Here is a 26055-nt window from a genome sequence, read left to right on the forward strand (position 1 = left end):
TTGGTATAACCGGACTCGACTGCATTCGACGCTGGACTATGTCAGCCCGGTGCAGTTCGAGCAGAACTGGCTTGCGAATCAGCCCAAGCAAGCCAACTCATGAGCTCGGTTATGGGATACGGATTCCAGGGGCAAGGTCACTCCAACTCAAACACTTCCTGCGTGACCTTTTGAAGGTTGCTACTCATTGCTATTCCCTTATGTCTAAGAAAATGATATTTTTTCGCACTTTGATCAAGATATAAAGGCAGAAATTGCATTTCTCTGGTACTTTTCGGACAACTGTAGTCGTGGCAACGCTCGACCTGGCTGTTGCAGGGAGTCAATGAAATGACGGAAATATCAAGGAAACAGGCCCAGGAAATTCGTTATCTGCCCGAAGGTTCGTACCCCTATGGCCTGGAGGTGTTCCGAGTCTCAGACTTGCGCCGAAGGACGAGCCGGGAAGGCATGCGCCGGACGTACGGCTATACCTTCTACATGCTGATACTCGTGACCGAAGGTCAGTGCAATCAAATGCTGGACTTCGAGCCCTGCTTAGGCGCGGCTGGAAGCCTGCTCATGGTCCGTCCTGGGCAAGCGCATAACTTTGGAGAGAGCGAATATTGGGATGGCTGGATTCTGTTGGTGCGTCCGGATTTTCTTTGGCTCGCGTCATCGCGTGAGGACATTCGCTTGGGATTCGATATAGAGCGCTTTCCGGCGCGCGTTCACATCGATGCTAAAGGCCTGGAGCGTGCAGAATCCGCCATCCAATGGATGAGGCAGGACGCTGCTTACATTGACGAAAGCATCCCAGATGCATTCGCGGAATGACCCAGGCCGACGCGCAGAATTTGTCGAGGACATGCAGTCTCATCTGCGATATGGCTTTTATGCGCTGGTTTCATGGATTGCCATTTCCTACACAGACAAGCAGCTGGAAGATCAGCGGAGGCGGCCGACGCTGAGGCGTTTCCATCATTTCAAAGACTTGGTAGAGCAGCATTTCGTCGAATGGAAAAGCATCGCTACTTACGCGAGTGAAATGGGGTGCACCGAGAGAAGCCTCACACGAGCGGCCCTGGACGCCGAAGGCATCAGTGCCAAGGAATATGTCTCAAGACGGCTTGGTCTGGAGGCGAAGCGTCTACTGATACACACCGAGTGGCCTGTCGGGGTTATTGCCGATCATCTCGGCTTCAACGAGGCCACGCATTTCAGTAAATTCTTTCGGCGCATCTCAGGAGTGACGCCTCAGCAATTCCGATCTGCGAATGGGCATGGATGAAACGGGTGCTGTTGCGTAAGGCAGCGCAGCCAGCGTCGAAATCCACTTGACGCTTCACATACTCTCCCGCTCTAGGCTCGAAGCCGGGAAAAAAATCTGTCTGATCGCCAAGGAAGTACTTGTGTGCGGGCATCATCGCGCGCAGCCCGTACTTGCCTTGCCCAAGGACCTTGTAGGTCGGCTCCAATGCCATGGTGACGTGGATCACTTCCATGTTGCGACGACGGGCCTCGGCCAGGACCTTCGCAGAGTTCGCGACCGAAGTGTCGAACTGTTCGCGATCCTGGAACTGCGGATTGATGCTGCCGGTGGGTGTCACCCAGTCGTTCTGGTATTCGATGAGGATCAGCGCGCTTTGGCGAGTGGGATTGCTGTCGGGAAGCTTGTTCATTGGTAGGCTTCCTTATTCTCAAACAATGTTTCAGTTGTTGAGGTCGCGATCAGCAGTCAGTGCGCGAGGAGCACCTGGTGCTGGCGAAGGTGCTGATGGAAGCGCTCGGCATAGTCTCCTGCCACCGCGGCGGCGACGCTTTGTCGTCCTGCCAGCGCCGTCCGCCACGCTGTGACGCGTGGAAGGTTCTCGAAGATCGGCTGCGACACCGTCGGATCGAAAATGTCGAAATAGCGGAAAACGGGCGCGAACACTGCGTCGACCATGCCGAAGGCGGCACCACCGAAATAGGGCCCTTCCACGAGCACCGCTTCCAGCTGTTGGAGCCTGCCCTGGAACGCCGCCCGCTTTGCATCTGCGGTCGGGCGGTCCTTGGCGTTGAGGAACTGCCAGGCCTCGGCGAGGGTCGCCGTGCCAAACTCGATCCAGCCCCGCTGCCGGGCACGGGACAGCGCATCGACTGGATACAGCCCTACGCCGGCCTGAGATTCCTCAAGGTACTCGCAGATCACCATGCTTTCGAAGAGCACAGCATCCGGCCCATCCGCCTGGCTTACCTTGAGCAGTGGCACCTTGCCGGTCGGCGAAAGCGCCAGAAACCAGTCCGGCTTGATCGCGAGATCGACGTCGATCCTGTCGAACGGCACGCCCTTTTCCAGAAGGACGATCTCCGCCCGTTGAACGAACGGGCAAAGCGGGTGGCTGACGAGTGTCAATTGCGTTTGTGGCATCGGAATGCTCCCTGTAAACATGAAGCCCACCCCACGCATGGGGGGCGGGCGCATCGCGGCTGATTTACCCGTGTGGCTTCGAGAAATCCTGCCGAGGGTGATAGCCCAAAGGCTGGCAGAAGGAGTCGGCATGAGAGCGCTCCTTCAGGTGTCGTCTGCAATCAGCCGTTCAGCGTGCGACCGCCGTCAACGATGATTTCGGAGCCGACCGTCCAGCGGGACTCGTCGGAAGCCAGGTACAGCACCGCCTTGGCGACTTCTTCCGGTGTGCCGAAGCGGCCGAACGGAATAGTTGCGGCGATGTCCTTGTTGGCCTGCGCACGGTAGGCATCGGGAATGCCGAGCTTGTCGTACAGCGGCGTTTCGACGGGGCCAGGGCTCACGGCGTTGACGCGAATGCCGCGTCCGAGCAGTTCGCTCGAAAGCGTCTTCGACAGGTTCAGAAACGCAGCCTTGGTCGCGGCATAAACCGACGAATTCGCCGCGCCGACGTGCGCATTGATCGACGTATTCAGTACCACCGATGCGGGGCTCGCGAAAACAGGCAGTAAAGCCTGGATCAGAAAGTACGGCCCCTTGACGTTGATGTCGAACGAGCGATCGAACATTTCTTCCGTCCACGCTTCGATCGGCATCCAAACCGAGACGCCGGCGTTGAGAAAGGCGATGTCGAGCTGGCCATAGTGGGCCTGGACGGCTTGCGCCAACGCCGTCTGCGCGGCCACACTGGCTGAGTCAGCGCGCAGTACCAGAACCTCGCTACCCAGTTCCGCCTGGGCCTTTGCGATGGAATCCGGATTGACGCCGGTGACGATGACGCGTGCGCCTTCGGCGAGGAACTGCTTGGCCGTTTCCAGGCCAATGCCACTGGTGCCGCCGGTGATGAGTGTACGTTTGCCTTGCAAGCGGGACATAAAAGTTCTCCTGTAGATGATTCGGGGCCAACCAACCTTGGCTAACCTGCCGTGGGGAGAACTATGCATTCATGCAAATAATTGGATAAGATCGTATATTTTAATATATTTCATGCTTCAATTGCATGAATAAAGGATTTTGCGTGGACCGGTTCTTATTGATGACATGCTTCGCCCGTGCTGTAGAGACGGGCAGCTTCTCCGCTGCAGGCCGCGACTTGGGCTTGGGACAACCGAACGTCAGCCGCTATGTGGCGGCACTGGAAGACCGTCTGCAAACCCGGCTGCTGCACCGGTCGACGCGCAAGCTTGCCCTCACGCCAGAAGGGGAACGCTACTACGCGGAGGCGCGGCGAATTCTTGATGCCGTGGACGAATCAGAGTCGTCTTTCAGGGAGAACGTAGACCCCTCCGGCTTGCTGCGTGTCGCCTGTCCAACCGCACTGAGCTATGCATTTGTGCTGCCGCATCTGCCCGCATTCCTGGAGCGCTATCCAGGATTGACACTGGACCTCCAGACCAATGACCGCTATGTGAATCTGGTCGATGAGGGGGCTGAACTCGCGATTCGGATCGGGCATTTGGAAGACAGCGCACTACGCGCGCGCCGCATAGGTTTGTTCAAACGCGTGTGCGTTGCCAGCAAAGGATATCTGGCCAAACGTGGAGTCCCCGCTACTCCCGACGATCTACGCGGGCACGATTGCGTGGTCTACACCCTGCTGTCGTCTGGTGCCACCTGGCGTTTCAGGGATATCGAAGTTCCGGTCACAGGCAGGCTTCGGGTCAGCTCACCCGAGGCCGCACGCGAATCTGTCAACGCGGGGCTAGGGGTCGGCCTTGGCCCGGAATGGTTGTTCGAAGACGGGCTGAAGAACGGTAATTTGCAATTGCTGCTGACAGAATATGATGCCCCACCTGTGCCGATACAAATCATTTATGTGGCAAACAGGCTTCTTCCGAAGCGGGCCATCGTCTTCATGGATTTCATCGCCGAAGCGTTTTCGAAGGTTCCGGCACTCAACGTCCCCCATGAGCGGCCTCTGGTGCGATAAGGGGCTTCCGCTGTCTTCACCTCTCCGCCGTCCAACACCGGATGGGTCGATGACGAAAAGGCGACTGTTTGTACGTTGTGCGGGATGGATGCTGGTGGCCTACGCGGCGTCCGCTGCATCGACATGTTCGCGGTAGACGCGAGTGCTGACGATGTGCCCTGCCCACTGGCCAGGGACGAAGTAGCGGTTGCGGGTGGCGGCCACGACCCAGGTGCTGCTGAACCGTGTCAACTTCTCCAATAGCAATCTGGGGCTGTGGGCATCTGTGGGTACTGTCGGTGGAGTGGCTGGTTCCAGTTGAAGCGCTTGACTTCGAGCAAGCGAATGCGCGCCAGCGTCGAGGCGACTCGGCAAACGCTGACATGTCGAATGCACAAGCCGGTCCCCGTGATTGGCTTTCACTCGCGGATTTTTCGGATGTCCGCTATTTGTCCATGCAGTCGCTGCGGCGCTAATTCTGAGCGGCAGCAACCAGCCTTTTGCCGACTATCGATCTAATCCCCCAGGACCGCGTCAGCAACTCATCCAGCGCATCGGCAATAGCCTGCCCATGCTCAGCCAGTGATGTGACATGTCCCCCAAGCTGGTCCAGCGCCAACGAAACCATGTCCAGCGGATGCAGCACCACTGGCACGCCCTCCACTTCAAACACAGGATTCATGCGGGAGCCCGCTGTGGCCGTATTCCCGGGTAGTTCGCTGCGGCGCACCAGCGGCACCACCATGCGCCGGCGGTAGCGGTCAAACAGGGAAGACTGGACAAGCACCACAAAAGGGATAGATTCCTTCAGCGCGCCTTTGTTGCGGTGAACATCAAACTGGGCCATTACAGTGTGGAGTGCTCATCCGCAAATGAACCCAAGGCGGCATGCACGGCATTCCAATCCGTGGCCACCGCATCCGCCTGCTGCTGGCGCGATAGGCGAGTTTGCTGTTGCTGGGCCACGTAGACCGCCAGCAACTCTTCCATGGTGGCGGAGAGGTTGCTGGTGTAGGTCTTGGCCTGTGCGACCAAACCTTCATTCAAGGTCAGGTTGACCGCGCGTTTGCGAATAGGGGCAGAGGCTATAGCCAGCATGGTGGGCTCCAGGTGTTGAATCTATGCGCATATTATGCGCATAGATTGCAGCAACGCAATTGCTACTCTATTCATAGCTGCTTACGCCGATAGAACAAGCGCTGAAGGCCGATTTGGCTTAAATACCCAATTTGGGGTTGTTCCAACTCAAATTGGGTATGGCAAGCACCCCGCCTACCGAGCCGAGCCTACCGCCCCCGCATCCGCCACGCCCACACCCTTCAAAACCACCAACAACCCCGGCTGCACCCAGCGCTGGAACGCCAAGCCACCCAACAGGCCCATGCTGGCCCAGAACGACAGCGAGATCCAGGTGGTGGCCCAGATGAACTGGGTGCCGAGTTGGCGCAAGGCGGTTTGGGCTTCGGGGCCAAAGCCAGCCAGGGGGTCGGTGCTGATGTGCGGCGCGCCCACCACGTAGGGCAAGGCCAGCCAGGCAACGGCAGCGGCCCAGCGCAGGGGGCTGCGCAAACCGGCGATCGACGCACAGGCCAGCGCCGCGCTCACGGCGGCCAGTAGCCACCAGCCTTGGCGCGAGCCCAGGCGGGCGGCATCCATGCCGGGTATCTCGGCATGCAGGCCCAGGGACGGCCAGAAGTGGAACACCAGCCAACCGGCGGCTGCCGTCCACAGGGCCAGCGGCAGCGCGCGCAGGGATGCGCCGCGCCACAGGCAGACACCCATCACTGCAAACACCAGCAGTGCCATGCTGAAGGCGTGCAAGGTGTTGGCCATCCAGGTCCAGCCGATGCGCTCCAGGCCGTTTTCGGGCTCCCATTCGGGGGCGACAGCGTGGTCGTGGGCGTGGTCGTGTCCATGGGCTGCCGCTTCGGCATGCACATGGGTGGCAGGAGCCACGGGTTCAGGGGCTTCGGCCTTTTGCGATTCAAAGACCTCGGCGGCCAGAATCAGCGGGGCGGCCTGCAGGTGCTGCACACCGGTTTGCACGCTGCCCACCACCACGGCGGTGGCCAGCGCCGCCCAGATCAAGCGTTGAAAAATCATGGTGTGCTTTCAGTGGCAAGGCTTGACGGTGATGTGGCGCACGTCGTGCGCGGCGTTGTGCATCAGCGGGCTCTCGGCAAAGGCCACGCCGTACAGCACGACCATGCCGAGGGCAGCACCGGCGGCAAGCTGCAACAAGAGGCCTCGCACCGCGCTGGAGGTGCGGGGCAGTTCGGTGGTGGTGGACGGGTACATAAGAAGCTCCTTTTAAAAAACAAAAAACCGTGCAGCCACGGGATGATGGATGCATTACGGAAAAGCTATGCCAGCGCAGGCAGGCGCGCCAGGATGCCGCTGCGCAGGCGCTCGGGCCGCTCCTTGCGCAGCAGGTTACCGTCGGCACTCATGGCGTGCAACTGGGCGCAGGCCAGTACCTCGGCGGCGGTCACATCATCGGCGACCAGGTCGCCAAAGTAATAGGTGTACTTGCCCGGTGCCTGCAGCGCCACGGTACAGGCCCTGGAGCAGCCGCTCATGCAGGCCAGGCCGCGCACGCGGATGCGGGCTTGCTGGGCAGCGTCCAGGTCCCAGGCCGCTACCTGCACGGCTTCCAGCAGCGCCTCGCCTGCAGCGGGCACAGCGCGCGAGACTCCGGCGGGTCGGCAGGTGGTGCAGATGATGAGCTCGGTCACCGGGGGTAAAAAAACAGGTTCGGTCATGCGATGGGTGTGTCTTTGCGTAGTCATTAAAAATCAGCTGGCACTGGCCAGGCGGTATTCCGCGCCCCAGCGTGCGGCCCAGGCGGCGCAGCGACCGATGGCAGGTGTACGGTCGTCGAAATCCATCACCACGGCGTGCTCCACGCCGGTGGGTGCACCGGGCTGCTCCAGCGTGCGGCCATCGGTGAGCAGCCACAGCCAGGCGGGGCCTGTGCTGCTGCGCCTGCGGGCCTGCGCCAACAAGGTATTCGCCACGGCCAGTGCCTGCCGCAGCGGCGTGCCGCCGCCACCGCCACATTGGCGTACCCGTGCCGCACCGGCGGCCCGGGCCGGGCCGGGGGGCAGCACCAGCTCCACACTGCTGCCGCCAAAACACAGCAGGCCCACATGGTCGCCAACCCGTGCCGCCAGCTCAATCAAACGAGCGGCATGGCCTTTGGCCAAGGCCAGACGGCCCCCCCGGCGCATCGAACCCGAGGTGTCCAGCACGATGAGGTGCAGGCGCGGTGCGGCTGCGGCCTGAGGCCGGTAGCGCAGGTGCTCGCGCTGCAAGGCGCGCGGGCCTTTGGCCAGCAGGGTGCGCAGCCAGGCAATCGCGGGGCTGTCGCCCAGCGTTTTCACGGCCGGTTTCAGAGAAGGTGGTGTCTGCATGGTGGGGTTGCGCCACCGCACACTGCCAGCCGATGGGGGCGGCTGGTGGATGCGGTGGCTCAGGCTTTTTTTGCGGGCCAGGCTCCTGGGGACAGCACCCGGGTGGTGGGTGTGGGTTGTTGTGGTGGCAGTGCGCCCCAATCGCCAGAATCGCTCTGTGGGATGGCGTTGGATGCGCGTGTTGCTTCGGGCTGTGGGCTACTGCTGTCGTTGGCCAATGGCTCCACCGTGCGGCGGTGCGCCAACGCGAGTTCTGCCACGGCATCCACGTCCTGCGGGGTCACGGCATCGCGGCCTTCCAGGGCGGCTAGAGCCCGGGCGGCGCGCAGCATCACCAAGTCGGCACGCATGCCATCGACACCGGCGGCCAAGGCCAGCGCGGCGGCGTGTTGCAGCACGGCATCCGGCCAGGCCAGATGGGGCAAGGCAGACTGCGCTACGACCACGGTGGCCGCCAAGGTCGCCAACTGGTCCGCGTGCGCTGACAGCAGCGCACGCGGGTCTTCGTCGAAGGCCAGGCGGGTACGCAAAATGTCCAGCCGCTGCTGCGGGTCCAACGGGTTGCCCAGCACGACAGACAGGCCAAAGCGGTCCACCAGTTGGGGCCGCAGTTCGCCTTCTTCGGGGTTCATCGTGCCCACCAGCGCGAAACGGGCGGCGTGCTGCTGCGAGATGCCGTCGCGCTCGACGGTGTTGACACCGCTGGCGGCGACATCCAGCAGCGCGTCTACCAGCGCATCGGGCAGCAGGTTGACCTCGTCCACGTACAGCACGCCGTGGTGGGCGCGCGCCACCAGGCCGGGGGCCAGGCGCAGTTGGCCCGCGCGCAGGGCATCTTCCACATTCAACGTGCCCACCAGTTGCTCCAGGCTGGCCGCCAGCGGCAATGTCACAAACGGTGCATCTGGCAGCAGGGCCGCCAGTGCGCGCGCTGCCGTGGATTTGGCCGTGCCGCGCGGGCCGCTGACCAGCACGCCGCCGATGCGCGGGTCGATGGCCACCAGCAGTAACGCACGCTGCAGCAGCGGCTGGCCGACTAGGGCGGTGAAAGGAAATGCCACGCGGGTGGCTGCTTGCAAAGGATTCATGGTCAGGATGCTTCCAAATGGTTTTCCAGCGCCAGCAGGTGGTCTGTTATGCGTTCGCGCTGGTCGCCGGGCTCGGCCCACAGGCCGCGGTCCATGGCTTCGAGCAGGCGCTCGCCGATGCTGCGCAGAGCACCCGGGTTGTGTTGCTGCAGAAAGTCGCGGGTGGCATCGTCGTGCACATAGGCATCGGCTACCAGCGCGTACTGGTGGTCGCCCACCACGCCGGTGGTGGCATCAAAAGCAAACAAAAAATCGACCGTGGCGGCGATCTCGAAAGCGCCCTTGTAGCCGTGGCGCTTGATGCCGTCCAGCCACTTGGGATTCACCGCGCGGGAGCGCACCACGCGGGCCACCTCTTCGCCCAGCGTGCGGATGCGCGGCGCGCCGGGCACGCTGAAGTCGCCGTGGTACAGCGCCGCGGGCGTGCCGCTCAGGTGCTCTACCGCCGCGGCCATGCCGCCCATGAACTGGTAGTAGTCGCCGGAATCCAGAATGTCGTGCTCGCGGTTGTCCTGGTTGTGCAGCACCGCGTCCAGCCCAGCGATGCGCTGGGCGAACGCCTCGGGCGCGGCAGTGCCGTGCGCGTCTTGGCCGTAGGCAAAGGCACCGGCGCGCAGGTAGGACTCGGCCAACTCGGAACGCTCGGTCCACTGGCCGCTGGCGATGTTGGCCTGCAAGCCCGCACCGTAGCCGCCGGGCCGGGGGCCGAACACACGCCAGGTGGCGGCGCGCTCATCTGCCTGGACGGCCATCTCGGCCTGCACCCTTGCGCGGATGGGGTTGACATCGTCCGGCTCGTCCTCGGCGCTGATGGCGGCCACGGCGCGCACAGCGGTGTCGAACAGGTCGATCACATTGGGAAACGCATCGCGGAAGAAGCCGGAGACGCGCAGCGTCACGTCCACGCGCGGGCGGCCCAGCACGGTCATGGGCATGACTTCGATGTCCACCACCCGGTTGCTGCCCGGTGCCCACTTGGGCCGCACACCCAGCAGCGAGAAGGCCTGGGCCACATCTTCACCGCCGGTGCGCATGGTGCTGGTGCCCCAGACCGACAGGCCCACGGCCGTAGGGTACGCGCCGTGGTCTTGCAGGTGCCGCTCCACCACCCGGTCTGCGCCCTTGGCTCCCATGGCGTAGGCGGTTTGGGTGGGGATGGCGCGCGTGTCCACCGAGTAAAAGTTGCGCCCGGTGGGCAGCACATCCGGCCTGCCGCGCGACGGTGCGCCGCTGGGGCCGGGGGGGATAAAGCGCCCGTCCAGCCCGCGCAGCAACTGGCCGATCTCGTTGGGGCCACAGGCATCCAGACGCGGAGCGAGTGTGGCGTGCAGGCGCTCCAGCACCTGGGCGGTGTGGGGCCAAGCCTCTGGCGCAAGCGCTGTGCCGTCTTGCACCAGTTGCACGGCCAGCAACTCTAGCCGCTCGCGGGTATGGCCCGCATGGCGCCAGGGGTCGGTGCTCAGGGCTTGCAGAACCGGCGGACGCTCGCCGGTCCAGGGTGTGGCCCAGTCGGGGCTGAGGGCATCGAAGTCTTGCAGGCCCAGGTCGTGCGCCAAGGCGACCGTCAGGCTACCTTGCGCGGCACCCGCGCCGCCGGGGTAGCGGGCCAGGGCGACCAGCGTGTCCACCCGCTGGCGGCCGGTGGGGGACTGGCCAAAGATATGCAGGCCGTCGCGGATTTGCGATTCCTTGATTTCGCACAGGTAGGCATCCAGACGGCGCAGCAACGCCTCGCGCTGCGTGTCGTCGGTGGGTGGGGTAAAGCCCAGCTCGGCATGCAGTCCGTCTGCCAGCACCTTCTCCAAAATGCTGGCGCGCAGCAGCTTGGCGCGGCGCGGGTCGAGCGACAGGGCCTCGTAGTACTCGTCCATGCGGCCTTCGAGCTGCTGCAAGGGCCCATAGGTTTCGGCCCGGGTCATGGCGGGCATGAGGTGATCGATGATGACGGCCTGGGTGCGGCGCTTGGCCTGCGCGCCCTCGCCGGGATCGTTGACGATGAAGGGGTACAAATGCGGCAGCGGGCCAAGGATGGCATCGGGCCAGCAGGCCGCCCCCAGCGCCACGCTTTTGCCGGGCAGCCATTCCAGGTTGCCGTGCTTGCCCACGTGCACCACCGCATCCACCGCGTAGGCGCGGCGCAGCCAAAAGTAAAAGGCTAGGTAGTTGTGGGTGGGCACCAGGTCGGCATCGTGGTAGGTGGCGACCAGGTCCAGGTCGCGCCCGCGTGCGGGCTGGTTGCCCACAAACACATTGCCGTAGCGCTGGCCCGACACCATGAAGCGGCCCGCGCGCACCAGCGGGTCCTGCGCTGGCAGGCCCCAAAGGGTGTTGATGGCGGCCTGGCTTTCTAGAGGAAGGGCGGCAAAGTCTTGCAGGTAATCGGCCATGGCCAGGCTTTGGCCTGCGGGACGGTCGTCGTTGGCATCCAGTTTGTTGGTGATGCCGCGCACCAAGTCGGCCATCAGCGCGTCGCTACTCTGTGGCACATCGCCGGTGGCGTAGCCTGCGGCCAGCAGGGCTTGCAGGATGACGACGGTGGATGCGGGGGTGTCCAGGCCCACGCCATTGGCCAGGCGGGAGTCGTCGTTGGGGTAATTGGCCAACACCAAGGCTATACGCTTCTCACTACTTTTTTTATAGCGCAAGGTGCACCAGCGACGAGCGAGAGCAGCCACAAAGGCTATACGTTCTTGCTCAGGCTGGTAGCGCACCACGTCGATCTCGGCGCGCTCGCAGCGCCAGGCCAGGCCCTTGAAGCTGATGGGCCGGGTACCGATGCGGCCATCCACCTCGGGCAGCACGATTTGCATGGCCAGGTCGCGCGGGGTAAGGCCGTGCGGGTCGTCTTGCCATTGGGCTTGCGAGCAGCCCGCGGTGATGAGCTGCAGCACGGGGGCATCGCCTGCCAGCAGCACGGGCTGGGCGGCATCGTCGTTACCGTCTATCGCCCCAACGGCAAAGCTGGTGGCGTTGAGCACCACGTCCACCTTGTGCTCAAGGGCTAGTGCATGCAGCAGCGCCATGCTGCCAGGGTTTTTGAGCGAATCCAGCGCCACGGCCAGGGTGTTGAGGCCCTCGTTGGCCAGCGCGGCCAGCATGGCATCGAACGCGGCCGTGTTGCCCGCCTGCAAATGCGCTTTGTAAAACACCAGCAGGCCCACGGGTGCGCCAGCACGCCAGGGGGCCAAGGGCACGGCGGGTGCGTAGGGCATGGCGGCGGGCAGCACCGCAGCGGGTGCGGGGCGCTCGCCCTGGCCGAATGCGGAGTGGGCGATCAGCTGGAAGAAATTCTTGGCGTTGTCGCGCCCGCCTTCGCGCAGGCAGCGCCAGAGGTGGGTGCAGTCGTCTTGGCTGGCGGTGCTGCGCAGCAGGAGTTGTGCGTCTTCCACACATTCGCCCGACACCATTACCAGCCACTGGCCACGCGCCTGGGCGGATGCGCACACCTGGTCCACGATATAGGCCCAGTCGCTGGGGCTGCCCAGGTGCTCGATGACGATAGCCTTGGCGTGGCGCAGCACATCGTCCATGTACATATCGATCGACGCGGGCTGGCGCAGCCACATCAGGTTGGCCAGGCGCACGCGGGGAAAGTCATCCGGCAGGCCGCTGGCGACTTCGGCCAGCAAGGACAGCGTGGTGTCGGCCACGGTGAGGACCACGATGTCGCCCGGCGTTTGTTCCACGCGCACCACGCCCAGGCCATCGTCTTCAACATGGCCGCCGGGGCGGGTGGAGAGTAGGTGCATGTTTTTACTTCACTTGTTGGACGGTAGGGGCGCGCCGTAGAGGGCGGTGTGGGTAGCTCCGCGAATGTCCCCCGCAGCGGCCTAGGGCCGGCTGCTCCTCCTTTATTTCGCTGCGCCACCCACACCACCCTCTACGGAAACCAGCATGCGGCTTGTGTAGCGGTTGAACAAGCCGAAACTCAACAGGCGTTGGTCGATGGGGTGCTCTGCGCAGCGGCATAAAGGAGGAGCCCGCAGGGCGGAGGACAGCCGCGGAGCAGAGTGCCCCGTCGGCCTGCGTCCACCCCAAAAGGCAAAGGCTAGCGTGCATCAGCCCAAAGCCGCCTGCAACTCGCCCTGCAACACATTCGCATCCAGGTGGTCCCCAATCAGCACCAGGCGCGTCACACGCGGCTCGTCTGCACGCCAAGCGCGGTCGAAATAGCTGTCAAACCGCTGCCCTACGCCCTGCACCACCAGCCGCATCGCAGCCCCAGGCATGGCCACAAAGCCTTTGACGCGGTAGATCTCATGGCGCTGCACCAGGGCGGCCAGGGCGGTAAGCAGCTTGGCGCGGTCGGTCACGTTCAGCGCAACCGACACCGAGTCAAAGGCATCGTGGTCGTGGTCTTCTTCTGCGTCGTGGTGGGTTTTACGGGCGTCGATCACGTCTTCTACCGCACGCTCCAGGCCCAGCAGCACGTCCATCGCTACTTGGCCGTGCGATGCGCGCACCAGCTTCACACCGGCGGGGGCTTCTGCGCGGATGGTGGCTTCTACGGCTTCGAGTGCGGCGGCATCCATGCCGTCTACCTTGTGCACGATGACCAGGTCGGCCGTGGCCAACTGGTCTTCAAACAGTTCGTGCAGAGGGGAATCGTGGTCCAGGTTGTCGTCGGCGCGGCGCTGGGCATCCACGGCCACCGGGTCATCAGCAAAGTCGCCAGCCGCCACGGCGGGCGCGTCCACCACGGTGATCACCGCGTCCACGGTGAAGGCATTGCGCAGCGCGGGCCACTGGAAGGCTTGCACCAGCGGCTTGGGCAGGGCCAGGCCCGAGGTCTCGATGACCAGGTAGTCGATCTGGTCGCGGCGGGCGGCCAGTTGCTCCATCACTGGGGCAAATTCTTCCTGGACCGTGCAGCACAGGCAGCCGTTGGCCAGCTCGAACAGTTGGCCGTTTTCCACTCCGTTTTCGTCGCAGCCAATGCCGCAGCCGCGCAGCAACTCGCCGTCGATGCCCAGCTCGCCAAACTCATTGACGATGACGGCAATGCGGCGGCCTTGGGCGTTGGTCAGCAGGTTGCGCAGGAGCGTGGTCTTGCCGCTACCGAGGAAGCCGGTGACGATGGTGGCGGGGATTTTTCGGGTTTGCATTGTGTTTTCTTTCAGTCTTCGATTCCGCGCTGGGCGGGGACACCGGCTTTGAAATGGTGTTTGATCAATGTCATCTCGGTCACGGTGTCGGCCAGCTCGACCATTTCGGCCGGCGCGCCACGGCCGGTCAGCACCACATGCACATGGGGTGGGCGTTCGCGCAGGCAGGCCAGCACGGGCTCCAGCGCGATCCAGCCGTAGCGCAGCGGGTACATGATCTCGTCCAGCACCACCATGAAGTGTTCGCCCGCCCGCACCGTGGCTTCGGCCTGGGCCCAACCGGCCTGGGCCAACTCAGCGGAATGGTCGAGGTCGCGGCTCTTCCAGCTGAAGCCATCGCCGAGACCGACGATGGGGATGCCCAGCTGCTCGAACAAGCGGTGCTCGCCAAAGCGTGCAGTGGGCACCTTCATGAACTGGTAGACCTTGACCGCCTTGCCACGGCCATGGGCGCGCAGTGCCAGCCCAAAGGCGGCCGTACTCTTGCCCTTGCCGGTACCGGTGTGCACGATGACCAGACCACGCCGTTCACCCTGGGGCTTGGGGGTGTCGCGCAGCAGCGGTGGGGATTCGATTTCCATGGAGAGTGTCTTTGTAAATCAGCCCGGCGCAAACAGCTTGGCCACGGCATGAGGGTTGGACGGAAAGTACAGGTGCATGAACGAGGCGTGCAGCCGCCCGCAGCGGAACACCGGCTCGGCGTGGCTGCGTTCGCGCTGCGGCTCGGTGAAGGCCGTGGCGGACAAAGTGGTGTCCATGCGCGCATGGTGGAAGCTGTGGCCGCGCAGCCGCCCCTCGGGCAATTGGGCGGCGTGCATGCCCAGGTTGACGAAGCGTTTTTGCAGCGCCCCGGTGCCGGGCAGCAGGCCCCACATGGGCACAGGGATGCCGTCATGGCCCGCCAGGCTGTCCAGCAGTGCCAGCATGCCGCCGCACTCGGCCACGATGGGCTTGGCCGCTGCGTGGTGGGCGTGGATGGCGGCGCGCATGGGCTGGTTGGCGTACAGGGTGTCGAGGTGCAGCTCGGGGTAGCCGCCGGGTAAATAGAGACTGTGCGCGTCGGGCAACTGGGCATCGGCCAGCGGCGAGAAGAATACCAGTTCGGCCCCCAGCGATCGCAAGGTATCCAAATTAGCGGCGTACAAGAAGGAGAAAGCGGCATCGCGTGCCACAGCGATGCGCACACCGGCCAGCAGTTGGGGCGCGGCTTCTACCGGGCTGGGTTCAAACCGCACCGGGCTGACCATGCCTTCGACGCTAGGCCCGATGGCCTGAGCCGCCAGAGCGATACGTTCGTCCAGTTGCGCCACTTCGGCAGCCTGCACCAAGCCCAGGTGCCGCTCGGGCAGCGCGAATTCGGCAGAGCGCGGCATGGCGCCAAACCAGCGCAGACCTGCGGGCAGGCTGTCTTTCAGCATCTGCGCGTGGCTGGCGCCGCCGACGCGGTTGGCCAGCACCCCGGCAAACTGCAGGCCCGAGCGGAAGGTGGACAGGCCGTGCGCTATGGCACCAAAGGTCTGCGCCATGGCCGAGCCATCGATCACCGCCAACACCGGCAGGCCTAGGGCGTAGGCCAGATCAGCGCTGCTGGGCGTGCCGTCAAACAGGCCCATCACGCCTTCGACCAAGATCACGTCGGACTCCAGCGCCGCGGCGTGCAGCAGCGCCCGGCAGTGGGCCTCACCGCCCATCCACAGGTCGAGCTGGTACACGGGATGGCCGCTGGCACGCTCCAGAATCATGGGGTCCAGAAAGTCGGGGCCGGTTTTGAACACGCGCACCCGGCGGCCCTGGCTGCGGTGCCAGGCGGCCAATGCAGCAGTCACCGTGGTTTTACCTTGGCCGGACGCAGGCGCAGCCACCAGCAGTGCATCGCAGGTTTTAGGCATCAAATAGCCCTCAAGCGTAGATAGCATCTACACCAGTAGCTATTAATTAAATAGTGAATGGTCTACCCCTACACGCCCGCCGCGCGACAGTTGGAACGGTGTGACTGGGGGGGAGAAAAGGATCAGGAGGCGGGACGCACCCGGACGTGTGTCTGGATAGGAATGCGTGGTGGCCTGCTGATCTCTGCCCGCCGCAAAGTCACGCTTAGGTTACCAGGCCGGTCTCCGGGCTCGCGAGTGAAAAGTGCGAACTCTTCTGCGGGGCCGCCTTCCCATGCAATACGTTGCACAGTGGCATGAGGCCTCGCTTTGACTCGTTTACCGTTGCGGGGGCAGCGTGGGGATTGGCATGTTCTGGATGAACACTGCCGCACCGACTTCCCGTTTAATCCCCAGACCAAAGACTTGGGGACACCTGATAACGTGTTTTGAGTGTAGCAGCTAGGGGTCGTGGAGCCCAAACGCAGCGCGCCTGTGCAAGCACTTACCACACTATTCTTTCCATAGCTACTCGTGCAATATGATTAAGCGCTAGACGCCTATTTGGCATCTATTTTTAAAACTTCAGTCTCGGTACGACGGGTCGATGCGGTCCAGCTTGCGCAGCCAGGCTTGCCACAGGATCTGCCGCTCGTGTTCCACGCTTTGCAACTGCTCGCAGGCATGCTGGCTCAGATGGCGCGGGATTTCGGCCACGGGCCCGGCAGTCGCGGCCAACTGGCTGGCGGCCAGCTGGATTTCGCAGGCACGGTTCAGGTAGTACATGACGCAAAACGCATCGGCCACGGTGCTGCCCACCGACAGCAGGCCATGGTGGCGCAGCACCAGCGCAATATGGTTGCCCAGCGCCTGCTGGATGCGCACGCGCTCGCCCAGGTCAAAGGCCACGCCCTCGTAGGCATGCACGCCCACCCGGCCATAGAACTCGGTGCTGATCTGGTTCAGTTGCAGCAGCCCGCCCTCGCAGGCCGCCACGGCCATGCCCGCCAGGGTGTGGGTGTGGATGACGCAGTGGGCATCGGCGCGACCGCCGTGCACGGCGCTGTGCACCGTGAAGCCCGCCACGTTGTAGTCGGCACTTCCGGAGAGCACGCGGCCCGGCATGTCCACCACCAGCAGGTCGCTGGCGCGGACTTCCTCGAACAGGCGACCAAACGGATTGATAAGAAACCGCTCCGGCCCGCCGTCGGATGGCAGCCGGGCCGAGAAATGGGTGTAGAGCGTGTCGTCCCATCCGAACAGCGCTACCAGACGGTAAGCGGCTGCTAGGTCACGGCGCAGGGTGGCTTCATCGCTGGCCATCATTCCAACCCCATGAAACGGCGCACGCGCTGGGTCGTCGCATCGGGTGCATCGGGCTGCTGGATCTGCTGCGGCGCGGCATCGAGCTGGATCAGACCGTTTTCCATGAACAGCACGCGGTTGGAGATGGCCAACGCAAAGTCCATTTCGTGGGTCACGATGACCATGGTCATGCCCTCTTGCGCCAGGTCCTGGATGACCTTCAGCACCTCGCCGACCAGCTCGGGGTCCAGGGCCGAGGTGGGTTCGTCAAACAGCATCACGTCAGGTTCCATGGCCAGGGCGCGGGCAATCGCCACGCGCTGCTGCTGGCCGCCCGAGAGCTGGTGCGGGTATTTGTGCTGGTGGGCCAACAGGCCGACCTTGTCGAGCAGTTGCAGCGCTTGCGTTTGGCGCACGGCCGCATCGGCAGGCTGGGCGTGGTAGCGCGGGGCCAGCAGCACGTTGTCCAGCACGCTGAGGTGGGGAAACAGGTTGAAGCTCTGGAAGGCCATGCCGATACGGCGTATGCCTGTGCGCACCCGGCTACTGTCCAGCGGCTCGTGGGCGTGGATGTAGCTTTCGCCAAACAGAATGATCTCGCCTTGGTCGATGAACTCCAGCCCGTTGATGGTGCGGATCAGCGAGGTTTTGCCCGAACCCGACGGGCCGATGATGGAGATCACCTCGCCCGCACCCACCTGGAGGTGCACGCCCTTGAGCACCTCATGGCTGCCGTAGGCTTTGTGGATGTTGCGCAACTCCAGGGCCGCAGGCTGGCCGGAGGCCGCCGCCACGGGGTGCAGGGCCACCGGGCCGCCCAAGGACGTGCGCAGGCTGGCGCAGGCCGCATCATCCAGCGTGGTGGGGTGGCGCTTTTGCAGGTCCAGCTTTTTCTCGACCCAGCCCAGCAGCGTGCTGAAGATGGTGACCAGCATCACGTAGTACACCGCCACGCCCAGCAGGGTTTCCATCACCAGAAAGTTTTGCGAATACAGGCGCAGCCCGGTCATCAGCAGCTCGGGCAGCGAGATCACCGACACCAGCGAGGTCAGCTTGATGATGGTGACATATTCATTGATCAGCGTGGGCAGCGCGATGCGAAAGGCCTGCGGCACCACGATCAGCCGCATGGCCCCGAAGCGGCCAAAGGCCAGCGCGCGGCCCGCCTCGCGCTGGCCGCGCGCCACTGACAACAGGCCACCGCGGTGGATCTCGGCCATGTAGGCGGCTTCGGTCAGCACCATGGCGACCAGCCCGGCAAAAAACGGCTCGCCGATGACGCTGCGGCTCATCGGAAAGATCTGCGGCAGGTTGAACACAAACACCACCAGCACCAGCAGCGGCACGCTGCGGAACAGCCAGATGTAGACCCCCGCCAGCGCACTGATCCAGCGGGTGGTAGAAATGCGCGCGCAGGCCAGGAAAAAGCCCAGCACCATGCCCAGCACCCAGGACAGCGAGCCCAGCTCGACCACCGTCACACACGCCCTCCAGAAGATCCCCATGGAAAACAAGGACCAGAAATACGACCAATCTAATTCCATGCAGATGCTCCTGGTGGCGGGGCTAATTACTTGGCAGCAACCGGCTCAAGTTCGTACTTGGCAATGAGGGCTGCGTACTCGCCATTGGCTTGCGCTGCGGCCAGGGCCTTTTCCAGCGCCTGGTACAGCGCGGTGTTGCCCTTCTTCACGTAGATGCCCAGGGTTTGTGGGTACACCAAGGCAGGCGAGCTGATGACGATGCGGGCCTTGCTGCGTTCGGCCAGCATTTTGGCGGCACCGGCGATTTCCAGCTGGGCCTGGATGTTCTTCGACAGCAGGGCCTGCGATGCCTCGGGGGCGGTGGGGAATTCGCTCACGGCCACGGCGGGCTTGCCATTGGGCACGCAGTATTCGGTAGATAGCTTGGCCAGTGCCTTGACCCAGCTGGTACCGGCTTGCAGGCCGACCTTCATACCGCACAAGTCTTGCTCCGTCTTGGGGCTGACGCCGCCGTCTTTGGCCACCATGATGAAGGCACCGGTGCGGGCGTAGGCAATGGCATCGGCCTGGGCGGTGCGCTCCGGGGTGATGTACATGCCCGAGATCACGGCATCAAACTGGCCGCTGCCCAGGCCCAAAATCAGGCTGGGGAACTTGGTGTCCACAAACGCGGGCTTGGCCTTGATGACGCGGCCCAGCATGTCAGACACATCGGGGTCAAAACCCACCACCTTGTCGCCCTGCCACGATTCAAACGGGGGGTAGGTGATTTCCATGCCGACCTTGAGCTGGCCAGGGGCTATGGTTTGGGCCATGGCGGCCACGGGCAGCAAGGCCGCCAGGGCTGCGCCAATGAAAGAAATGCGGGTGGTTTTCAGCATGGGAATAACTCCTAGAGGTGGATGGACAGGAAACAAAAAAATCTTCAAACCGTCGGTGCCGCGGTCTTCATGTGGCCAAAGCTGCCGGGCTTCAGTGCGCCCTGGGGCAGCGCGATCTCGCCCGCCTCGACCTTGCGTTTCAGGTACTGGTAGGTCTGCTGGGCCTGGGCATACATGTGCTCGCCAATCGACAGCTCTTCGTAGCTTGAAGCATCGGAATGGGCCTCGGCACGGGCAAACTGCGGCAGCGGGCGGATGCGGGTGTGGTAGTCGCAGGCAAAAAACAGCGGGAACGAATAGCGCTCGTGCTGCACCTTGCGCACCCGGTGCGAGGTGGCGGGGAAGGCACCGGCGGTCATCACCTCCAGCATGTCGCCGATGTTGATAACGAAGGCTTCTTCACCGTCTTCGGCATACGGCGGCGCATCGACCCACACGCCCTGGTCATTCATTACTTCCAGGCCCGGCTGGTCGGCCAGCAGCAGGGTGAAGCACTCGTAGTCGGTGTGCGCGCCAATGCCAGGCGCATCCACCGCCTCGGTGTCCACGGGGTAGTGGATCAACCGCAGCTTCGACGGCGGGCAGGTCACCATGGCCTCAAAGAAATCTTCCGGCTGGCCCAGCGACAGCGCAAAGCCACGGAACAGCTGCCGCCCCAGCGCAAACACGGCGGCGTAGTAGCGGGCCACGGCCTCTTTGAAGCCTGGCAGGTCGGGCCATTTGTTGTTGCCGATCAGGGGCGTACCGGCCAGCACCAGCGGGTGGTCGTCGGGCGCATCGAAGCCGATGTCGAAGGCCTCCTTGTGGTCGGGGCGGCCTTTGGAATACACCTCTTCACCCTCGGGCACATAGCCTTTGTGGCCCCAGGAGTCGCCGATGTAGTAACGCATCTTCCACTCCATCTGCTGGACGAACAGCATGCGGCTGGCGTGGCGCAGATCGGCCACTAACTGGGGGGCGATGCCGTGGCCGACGATGTAGAAAAAGCCCACCTCGCGCGCCGCCTGGCCCAGGGCATCGGCCACCGTCTGGCGCTGCGCCAGGCTGTCGCTGTGCAGGCCGCGGATGTTGATGACGGGCAAGGCCGTGAAATTACGTGGTCCGGGTTGCATGCTCAGAGTCCTGCCGTGTTGGGGGTTTGGGAAATATTGTGTTGCGCCCAGCGCTGGAAATGCCGGCGCTGTTCCAGCGCCATCCAGCGGTTGACTTGCCACAGGTCGGCCACCGGGCTGCGGGTGTAGGGCAGCAAATGCATATAGCCGTCGGGGCCGAACTCGGGGGTCAGCGTGGTGGTGGTGTAGCCCTTGCGCAGGTGCAGCGCCCACACCGATTCCCAGACGCGCTGGTGGAAGGCCAGCTCCGGCGCGTACTCGGGCGCCGCCGGGTGCGGTACCTGCGGGCCTTGGGCGTAGCCCACGCGGGCTTGCACGTGGTGGACGCGGTCGATGAAGGCGCTGAGGTCGTCTTGCGGGTCGTCCAGCAAGCGTTCGCACACGACCACCCAGTGGCTGATGTCGGCGGTGTAGCGCAACTGCGGCAACTGGCGAACGATGTCCAGCGTGACCCAGGGGCTGTACAGCGAGCTGGCGCGGTGGGTTTCAAAGGTGCAGGCCATGCCCACGCTGTCGGCCAAGGCTTGCGCCCGGCCCAGAAAGTCCACCTGCTGGGCCAGCGGCCAACGGTCGTTACCCGCCAGCAGGTTCACAAAGCGGGGCGACAGCGCGGCCGCCGCGTCGAAAGCCCGCGCCAGGTGCTGCAAATGCACCTCGGGGCCGTCCTGCTGGCGCGGAATCACGTCGGCACCGGTAAACACCGTGGCGATGTAGTCCAGGGCTTCGGCCTGCAGGCTGTTGCGCAAGGCCAGCCGCCCTGGCGCATCGAAAGGCACACGGGCCTCCACGCCCACGCACCCGGCTTCGCGCAGTTGCGCTGCGCATGCGGCCCAGTCGCCTTGCCAGCCCCAGAGGGATCTGAATATGTCGAGTTGCATGGTGATGCCCTCGGTTAGCGGTACGCCACGCCGGGCAGCACACACAGCATTTCATAAAGCAAGTTCGCGGCCAGTTGCGATGTGTTGCCGCTCAGGTCATACGGGGGCGATACCTCGACCAGGTCGCAACCCACGATGTTCAGCCCACGGCAGCCGCGCACGATTTCCAGCGCCTGGATGGAGGTGAGGCCGCCCACTTCGGGGGTGCCGGTACCAGGGGCCCAGGCGGGGTCGATGCCGTCGATGTCGAAGGTCAGGTACACGGGGGTGTCGCCGATCTGGGCCCGCACCTCGGCCATCAACGGGGCCAGCGACTGGTACCAGCACTGCTCGGCCTGCACCAGGCGAAAGCCCTGGTCCACGCCCCATTGGAAGTCGCCACTCGCATAGCCCTGGGCGCGCTGGCCGATCTGCACTACTTTTTTGCAGTCCAGCAGGCCTTCTTCCACCGCCCGGCGGAAGGTGGTGCCGTGGGCGATTTTTTCACCAAACATGTCTTCGTTGGTGTCGGTGTGGGCATCCACGTGCACCAGCGCCACCGGGCCGTGCTTGCGCGCCACGGCCCGCAGGATGGGCAGGGTGATGGTGTGGTCGCCGCCCAGGGTCATGGGCACCACCGGGTAGGCCATCAGCCGGATGTAGCTGTCTTCGATGATGCGCACCGACTCCAGCAGGTTGTAGGTGTTGATGGCCACGTCGCCGATATCGGCCACGCTGAGCGAATCGAACGGGGCCGCGCCGGTGGCCATGTTGTAGGGGCGGATCATCACGGATTCGGCACGGATCTGGCGCGGGCCAAACCGGGTGCCTGCGCGCAGCGAGGTGCCGATGTCCAGCGGCACGCCGATAAAGGCGGCATCCAGGCCCTCGGCGCTGTCCATGGCGGGCAGCCGCATCATGGTGGAGCGACCGGCAAACCGCGGCATTTCGTTGCCGCTTTGGGGTTGGTGCAAAACTTTAGACACGCTGTAGAACCTTTCCGTGGGGCAACACGACTGCGTGCTGCAATGGTCTGCACTTTAGCTATTACGGGTTGTGGAAAAATAGCAGTAAACAAATAATCAGTTGCCCATTTCCATAACTAATACACAGGGTTTACCCATGGCACAAGGTGCTGATCTCAAGCTGTTGCGCATCTTTGCGGCCGTGGCCCGCCACCAGGGTTTTGCCAAGGCGCAACAGGAGCTAAACCTGACCACCTCGGCCATCAGCACCTACATGACGCAGCTGGAGGCCGATGTGGGCTTCTCGCTGTGTCGGCGCGGGCGCGGTGGCTTTGCGCTGACCGCCAAGGGCGAGCTGCTGCTGTCGGAAACCTTGCGCGTGCTGGGCGAGCTGGACAGCTTTGAGCTGTACACCCGGTCGCTCAAGGGCGAGCTGGGCGGCACGCTGAAGATGGGCGTGCTCGACACCACGGTGACCGATGTGTCACTGCCGCTGGCCCAGGCCATCGGGGTGTTTTCCAGCCGCTTCCCCGGCATGCACCTGAGCCTGCTGATCCGCAGCCCCTACGAGCTGCAAAAAGGCGTGCTGGACAACGAGCTGGACATCGCCGTAGGCTTCTTCCCGGCCAAGGCCAATGGACTGGTCTACCACCCGCTGTACCGCGAGCAGCAGTGGCTGTACTGCAGCGACCGCCACCCCTGCTTTGCGCAAAGGCACATCCTGCCCGCGGTGGTATCGGAGCTGAACGTGGTGGGCCGCAGCTACTGGAGCCAGACCGAGCTGGGCCGCCACGGCTTCAAGCGCAGCGTGGCCACGGTGGAAAGTATGGAGGCCCAGCTGATTCTGATTTTGTCGGGCGGCTACGTGGGCTACCTGCCCGAGCACTACGCCCAGTCGTGGGTGGACCAGGGGCGTTTGAAGGTGCTGCTGCCCGCCGAGTTTGGCTACCAGTCGCAGTTCTCGCTGGCCCTGCGCCGGGGCCGCAGCCGCGAGCTGCCGCTGCAGGCTATGCGCGAGCTACTCCAGCCGGCAAAGGTAGTAGGGAAGCGGCCCAAAAATATACATGATTTAGGCTTATAACGTATATCCCACATACACAACTAGCTATTTATTACATAGCAAATCATGCAGTGATGCTGCGGCAGCTTGAAGACGGATTGTTTAACCCTCGGGCGAGTGCCGCACCGATAAATAGACGGTCCCGGCTCTGGCGCAAGCCCATCGTTTGTTGCAGCGCCAAGGCCGAGAGGTTGTGCCACCGCGCGGGCAGGAAAGGCAGCTGGCACGGGCTGTCCCCATGGTCTCGAAGCCCACCATTGCTGAGGGGGTGAAACAGGCGAGAAATCAAACTCCGCACCCTCCATACGAATTCCAGTGGATGCGGTTCAAAGATTTCTTGTAGCAATAATTCAACAGCGTATGGGTTCGACGAACGGAGGCGGCCTATCGTTGACCCATAAGACCGGCTGCTGCAGTAACCACAACCTCAAATTTGCGTTGCGCTGATGGCGTATTTCACAGTGAATGGGTGATTTGGCCCAACCACGACTCCTTTGTTTTTTGCCAATGGATGTTCATCCGTGGGCAACACCACGCGACCCAAGTCAAAAAATCCACTCATGGGTTCGATGCCCAGTGCGTAGTGTCTGCCGGACCAGGGCGTGTGCGCACGGCCGCCATTGCTGATCCAGACCATCACATCCGGCAGTGCCTGGCTGTCCCAGTCCAGTTGCACTTCCACCGCTTCGTGCGGATAGCGCAGCCGAAACGGTGGCTGACAGTCCACCATCTGCATCAGTTCCTCGGTCGCGAACGGCAACGGCAGGCGGGTAAAGTCCAGCGGCCCGTGGTCTGTGGGCATCGCCGATAGCGTAGTGCCGGAGGTGTTCGGGCGCAGACGAGATACCTGCGGCTCGGTGGGCACCGGATAGGTATGGATGCTTGATGCCGACGGCGGCAACAGCTCCACCCCTTCGGGCGGTACCACAAAAGTCGGATGCAGCGCTATCGGCAACTGCGTAGTGGCTCGGGCAAATACCGTAAGCACCACCTCAACCGACGCAGCGTTCGGGTCAGGGCGAATAACACGCTCTAGCCTGCGGATGGCATGGCCGGGCGGGTAGTCGATGGCGATGCTGAGCGTTGTGTCGGTCTGCTCGACCAGATGCCATTCGTGGTTCGAGGTATAGCCATGGTCCCAGGCATCGTCTGCATTCTGCATTTGCCAACCCGCCGGTAGCCCTGGCGGAGGACGGCTGGCGCCGAAGGGAACGCAAGGCCATTCGCCGCGTAGTTTGCGAAGCACTCCCGGCAGCGCCGCGTCGTCGGCCTGGCCCCAGGGTGCGACATGCAGCGGCGACACCGTCTGCCCGTCGGCGAAGCGGAACTGCAGCGGCGCCAGCATACCGCCGAGGGCTTGTACCGACACGCTGCCATGGGCCCAGTGCAGCTGCCAGCCGGGGACGGTTTGGGGATGGGGGTGCATAGCGTTCTGTCTTCGGTGTTTATTCCAGATGCACGATGCAGTGGGCCCGGTGTCGGCTGGCTTCGATCAGCCGCGCATTTGGCTCGTCGGTGCCTTGCACCCAATCGCTTGCGGCCTGCGGGCTTCGACCAAAACGCACGTGGCGCGCCACCAGACGCTCCCGGCGCAGATCCGGGTCGACCTGCACGTACCAGATCTCGTCCAGCAGCCCGGCCACCGGTGCCCAGCCGCCCTGCTCCAGGGTCAGGTAGTTGCCTTCGGCGATCAGCAGCTTGGCGCGCGGGAAAATGGGTATTGCACCGGCAATCGGCTCTTCGATCTCGCGGCGAAAGTCGGGCGCGTAAACGATATGCTCGCCGTGCTGCTGACGCAGGCGCTGCAGCAGCGACACATAGCCATCGCTATCGAAGGTATCGGGCGCGCCCTTGCGGCCGGCCCGGCCCAGGCGCTGCAGTTCTACGTTTGCCAGATGAAAGCCGTCCATCGGCACGATCTGCGACTGCTCGGGTGCCAGTTGGTGCAGCTGCTGCGCCAAAGTGGATTTACCCGCACCCGGCGGGCCGATGATGCCCAGCAGAGTGCGCGTGTCGCGGGCCAGCAATGCCTGCATGCGCTGCAGGCATTGCGCCAGGTTCAGATCTTGTTGTGCCATGGCAGCTGAATCAGGCGGCGTGGGCGGCAGTCATGCCGTCGGCCATGAACTTGCGCGCGTGCTGGGCCAGATCCATGCCGTCGCCCCACAAATTGCGCCACACCGACAAGGCGTTAGAGAGGTTTTGGTCGACCACGGCCGAAGAGAAGCTCTCAAAGGTGATGACACCCTGGTATTTGATAGAAGCCAGGGCGGCGAAGAACTCGGGGAAATTGATGGTTCCGGTGCCCAGGTAGCCGCGGTGGCTTTCGCCGATATGCACATAGCCAAGGCGGTCGCCACAGGCCAGTACGGGGCGCAGGAAGTCGGCTTCCTCGATGTTCATGTGGTAGGTGTCCAGGTGCACCTTGACGTTTGGCGCGTTAAGGCAACGCTGAATAAGTCCCGACCTGGCGCGTGACTTGCATTGGTATTGTCATCCCTCACAAGGCGACAAAGATGAAGCAACACACCCTGGCCCTGGCCGCCGACCAAGAAGCGGGATTCGCCCAGCACCGCA

28 protein-coding genes, 1 pseudogene and 1 riboswitch are annotated in these 26055 nt (G+C 63.5%); of the genes and pseudogenes, 5 read left to right on the forward strand and 24 right to left on the reverse strand.

The features are described from left to right. From Q0T48_RS22080 to Q0T48_RS22085, 3 genes are all read left to right on the forward strand, one after another. Positions 1-103: IS3 family transposase (locus Q0T48_RS22080; protein WP_366887934.1), on the forward strand; the 103-nt coding region annotated here is incomplete at its 5' end. Between the two features lie 227 nt (positions 104-330). Further along, complete coding sequence (locus Q0T48_RS17810; protein WP_295959029.1) at positions 331-816, forward strand: AraC family ligand binding domain-containing protein; 486 nt, start codon at positions 331-333, stop codon at positions 814-816. Between the two features lie 211 nt (positions 817-1027). Continuing rightward, a complete protein-coding gene (locus Q0T48_RS22085; protein WP_366888163.1) occupies positions 1028-1270 on the forward strand; it encodes a helix-turn-helix transcriptional regulator in 243 nt (80 codons plus the stop codon). On the opposite strand, the gene Q0T48_RS17815 is transcribed toward Q0T48_RS22085, so the two are convergent. The 3 genes from Q0T48_RS17815 to Q0T48_RS17825 all read right to left on the reverse strand — a co-directional run bounded on the left by Q0T48_RS17815 (position 1200) and on the right by Q0T48_RS17825 (position 3306). Beyond that, the gene (locus Q0T48_RS17815) at positions 1200-1661 is read right to left on the reverse strand and encodes an isochorismatase family protein (protein ID WP_295959032.1); all 462 of its coding nucleotides are present in this window, start codon (positions 1659-1661) and stop codon (positions 1200-1202) included. The two genes, Q0T48_RS22085 and Q0T48_RS17815, sit on opposite strands and share 71 nt — an antisense overlap. A gap of 56 nt (positions 1662-1717) precedes the next feature. Then, a complete protein-coding gene (locus Q0T48_RS17820) occupies positions 1718-2392 on the reverse strand; it encodes a glutathione S-transferase family protein (protein WP_295959091.1) in 675 nt (224 codons plus the stop codon). A gap of 161 nt (positions 2393-2553) precedes the next feature. Further along, positions 2554-3306 carry an SDR family oxidoreductase gene (locus Q0T48_RS17825; protein ID WP_295959034.1) on the reverse strand — a complete coding sequence of 251 codons (753 nt, stop codon included), beginning with the start codon at positions 3304-3306 and terminating at the stop codon, positions 2554-2556. A 125-nt stretch (positions 3307-3431) separates the two neighbouring features. Between Q0T48_RS17825 and Q0T48_RS17830 the strand changes: the two genes are divergently transcribed. Next, positions 3432-4361: a LysR family transcriptional regulator gene (locus Q0T48_RS17830; RefSeq protein WP_295959036.1), complete on the forward strand. Its 930-nt coding sequence runs from the start codon at positions 3432-3434 to the stop codon at positions 4359-4361. A 99-nt stretch (positions 4362-4460) separates the two neighbouring features. On the opposite strand, the gene Q0T48_RS17835 is transcribed toward Q0T48_RS17830, so the two are convergent. From Q0T48_RS17835 to speB, 18 genes are all read right to left on the reverse strand, one after another. Next, on the reverse strand, positions 4461-4592 hold the full coding sequence (locus Q0T48_RS17835) for a hypothetical protein (protein ID WP_295959097.1): 132 nt from the start codon (positions 4590-4592) through the stop codon (positions 4461-4463). Between the two features lie 220 nt (positions 4593-4812). Further along, positions 4813-5187 (reverse strand): CcdB family protein, encoded by a 375-nt coding sequence (locus Q0T48_RS17840; RefSeq protein ID WP_295959038.1) that lies wholly within the window; start codon positions 5185-5187, stop codon positions 4813-4815. Continuing rightward, positions 5187-5438, reverse strand: a complete 252-nt coding sequence (locus Q0T48_RS17845; protein ID WP_295959041.1) for a type II toxin-antitoxin system CcdA family antitoxin — start codon at positions 5436-5438, stop codon at positions 5187-5189. The genes Q0T48_RS17840 and Q0T48_RS17845 overlap by 1 nt, the downstream gene beginning before the upstream one ends. A gap of 174 nt (positions 5439-5612) precedes the next feature. Beyond that, a complete protein-coding gene (locus Q0T48_RS17850; protein ID WP_295959044.1) occupies positions 5613-6443 on the reverse strand; it encodes a CbtA family protein in 831 nt (276 codons plus the stop codon). Between the two features lie 9 nt (positions 6444-6452). Next, entirely contained in the window at positions 6453-6638 is a 186-nt protein-coding gene (locus tag Q0T48_RS17855) for a CbtB domain-containing protein (RefSeq protein WP_295959047.1), read from the reverse strand. A 65-nt stretch (positions 6639-6703) separates the two neighbouring features. After that, positions 6704-7102, reverse strand: coding sequence for a DUF1636 domain-containing protein (locus Q0T48_RS17860; protein WP_295959049.1), 399 nt, complete (start codon positions 7100-7102; stop codon positions 6704-6706). A 33-nt stretch (positions 7103-7135) separates the two neighbouring features. After that, the gene (locus Q0T48_RS17865) at positions 7136-7753 is read right to left on the reverse strand and encodes a VWA domain-containing protein (RefSeq protein WP_295959051.1); all 618 of its coding nucleotides are present in this window, start codon (positions 7751-7753) and stop codon (positions 7136-7138) included. A 59-nt stretch (positions 7754-7812) separates the two neighbouring features. Then, positions 7813-8841 carry an ATP-binding protein gene (locus Q0T48_RS17870; protein WP_295959055.1) on the reverse strand — a complete coding sequence of 343 codons (1029 nt, stop codon included), beginning with the start codon at positions 8839-8841 and terminating at the stop codon, positions 7813-7815. Positions 8842-8843: 2 nt separating this feature from the next. Further along, complete coding sequence (cobN, locus tag Q0T48_RS17875; protein WP_295959057.1) at positions 8844-12590, reverse strand: cobaltochelatase subunit CobN; 3747 nt, start codon at positions 12588-12590, stop codon at positions 8844-8846. 309 nt (positions 12591-12899) lie between these two features. Then, complete coding sequence (cobW, locus tag Q0T48_RS17880; RefSeq protein WP_295959060.1) at positions 12900-13946, reverse strand: cobalamin biosynthesis protein CobW; 1047 nt, start codon at positions 13944-13946, stop codon at positions 12900-12902. Between the two features lie 11 nt (positions 13947-13957). Then, complete coding sequence (gene cobO, locus Q0T48_RS17885) at positions 13958-14527, reverse strand: cob(I)yrinic acid a,c-diamide adenosyltransferase (protein WP_295959063.1); 570 nt, start codon at positions 14525-14527, stop codon at positions 13958-13960. A gap of 18 nt (positions 14528-14545) precedes the next feature. After that, positions 14546-15835, reverse strand: a complete 1290-nt coding sequence (locus Q0T48_RS17890) for a cobyrinate a,c-diamide synthase (RefSeq protein ID WP_295959066.1) — start codon at positions 15833-15835, stop codon at positions 14546-14548. 198 nt (positions 15836-16033) lie between these two features. Then, positions 16034-16269: riboswitch (cobalamin riboswitch) on the reverse strand. A gap of 130 nt (positions 16270-16399) precedes the next feature. Continuing rightward, positions 16400-17140 carry a class II aldolase/adducin family protein gene (locus tag Q0T48_RS17895; RefSeq protein WP_295959068.1) on the reverse strand — a complete coding sequence of 247 codons (741 nt, stop codon included), beginning with the start codon at positions 17138-17140 and terminating at the stop codon, positions 16400-16402. Beyond that, positions 17137-18663 (reverse strand): amino acid ABC transporter permease/ATP-binding protein, encoded by a 1527-nt coding sequence (locus Q0T48_RS17900; RefSeq protein ID WP_295959073.1) that lies wholly within the window; start codon positions 18661-18663, stop codon positions 17137-17139. Before Q0T48_RS17900 ends, Q0T48_RS17895 begins: the two co-directional genes overlap by 4 nt. 26 nt (positions 18664-18689) lie before the next feature. Continuing rightward, positions 18690-19484: a transporter substrate-binding domain-containing protein gene (locus Q0T48_RS17905; RefSeq protein ID WP_295959075.1), complete on the reverse strand. Its 795-nt coding sequence runs from the start codon at positions 19482-19484 to the stop codon at positions 18690-18692. Between the two features lie 44 nt (positions 19485-19528). Continuing rightward, positions 19529-20596, reverse strand: coding sequence for a 2-oxoglutarate and iron-dependent oxygenase domain-containing protein (locus Q0T48_RS17910; protein ID WP_295959077.1), 1068 nt, complete (start codon positions 20594-20596; stop codon positions 19529-19531). A 2-nt stretch (positions 20597-20598) separates the two neighbouring features. Continuing rightward, on the reverse strand, positions 20599-21474 hold the full coding sequence (locus tag Q0T48_RS17915) for a TIM barrel protein (RefSeq protein WP_295959080.1): 876 nt from the start codon (positions 21472-21474) through the stop codon (positions 20599-20601). A gap of 14 nt (positions 21475-21488) precedes the next feature. After that, the gene (speB, locus tag Q0T48_RS17920; protein ID WP_295959094.1) at positions 21489-22400 is read right to left on the reverse strand and encodes an agmatinase; all 912 of its coding nucleotides are present in this window, start codon (positions 22398-22400) and stop codon (positions 21489-21491) included. A 175-nt stretch (positions 22401-22575) separates the two neighbouring features. On the opposite strand from speB, the gene Q0T48_RS17925 reads away from it, so the two are divergent. Beyond that, entirely contained in the window at positions 22576-23499 is a 924-nt protein-coding gene (locus Q0T48_RS17925; RefSeq protein WP_295959083.1) for a LysR family transcriptional regulator, read from the forward strand. Positions 23500-23905: 406 nt separating this feature from the next. On the opposite strand, the gene Q0T48_RS17930 is transcribed toward Q0T48_RS17925, so the two are convergent. The 3 genes and pseudogenes from Q0T48_RS17930 to Q0T48_RS17940 all read right to left on the reverse strand — a co-directional run. Beyond that, positions 23906-24904, reverse strand: a complete 999-nt coding sequence (locus Q0T48_RS17930; RefSeq protein WP_295959086.1) for a hypothetical protein — start codon at positions 24902-24904, stop codon at positions 23906-23908. A gap of 19 nt (positions 24905-24923) precedes the next feature. Beyond that, positions 24924-25556 (reverse strand): nucleoside/nucleotide kinase family protein, encoded by a 633-nt coding sequence (locus Q0T48_RS17935; RefSeq protein ID WP_295959088.1) that lies wholly within the window; start codon positions 25554-25556, stop codon positions 24924-24926. A gap of 10 nt (positions 25557-25566) precedes the next feature. Beyond that, positions 25567-25914: pseudogene (locus Q0T48_RS17940) on the reverse strand (sugar phosphate isomerase/epimerase); the annotation flags it as partial. Positions 25915-26055: the final 141 nt, after the last annotated feature.

The sequence above is a fragment of the Rhodoferax sp. genome, assembly GCF_025354435.1.
GTDB lineage: Bacteria > Pseudomonadota > Gammaproteobacteria > Burkholderiales > Burkholderiaceae_C > Rhodoferax_B.